General features: G+C 39.4%; 1 protein-coding gene. It reads right to left on the reverse strand.

Annotation, left to right across the window (positions count from 1 at the left end):
* On the reverse strand, positions 1 to 264 hold a 264-nt coding region (locus tag R0J87_RS21400), incomplete at both ends, for a DUF6944 family repetitive protein (protein ID WP_498888812.1).

The raw sequence follows: 264 nt of genomic DNA on the forward strand, positions 1-264 counted from the left end.
TAATCTCCAGTAGCAGCGATAGAGGCACCAATCGATTGAAAGGAATCACCAAGTATCTCTAGACGAAGATTATCTGAATTTTCACCCTCCACATCTTGTAAATAAGCAGCTAATGAGCTTGTTGATGCACCAGCACCATCAATTAAGTTTCCAGTAAAAGCATAAGAATTCTCCTCAGGCGCTATTGCTATAACAAAAGATCCGACTGCTTGCAGACCTTCTCCAATTGCTACAAGTTTATTATTGATTTCATTCATTCCTGCT

The organism is Halomonas sp. SIMBA_159 (genome assembly GCF_046536035.1).
Lineage (GTDB): Bacteria > Pseudomonadota > Gammaproteobacteria > Pseudomonadales > Halomonadaceae > Vreelandella > Vreelandella venusta_A.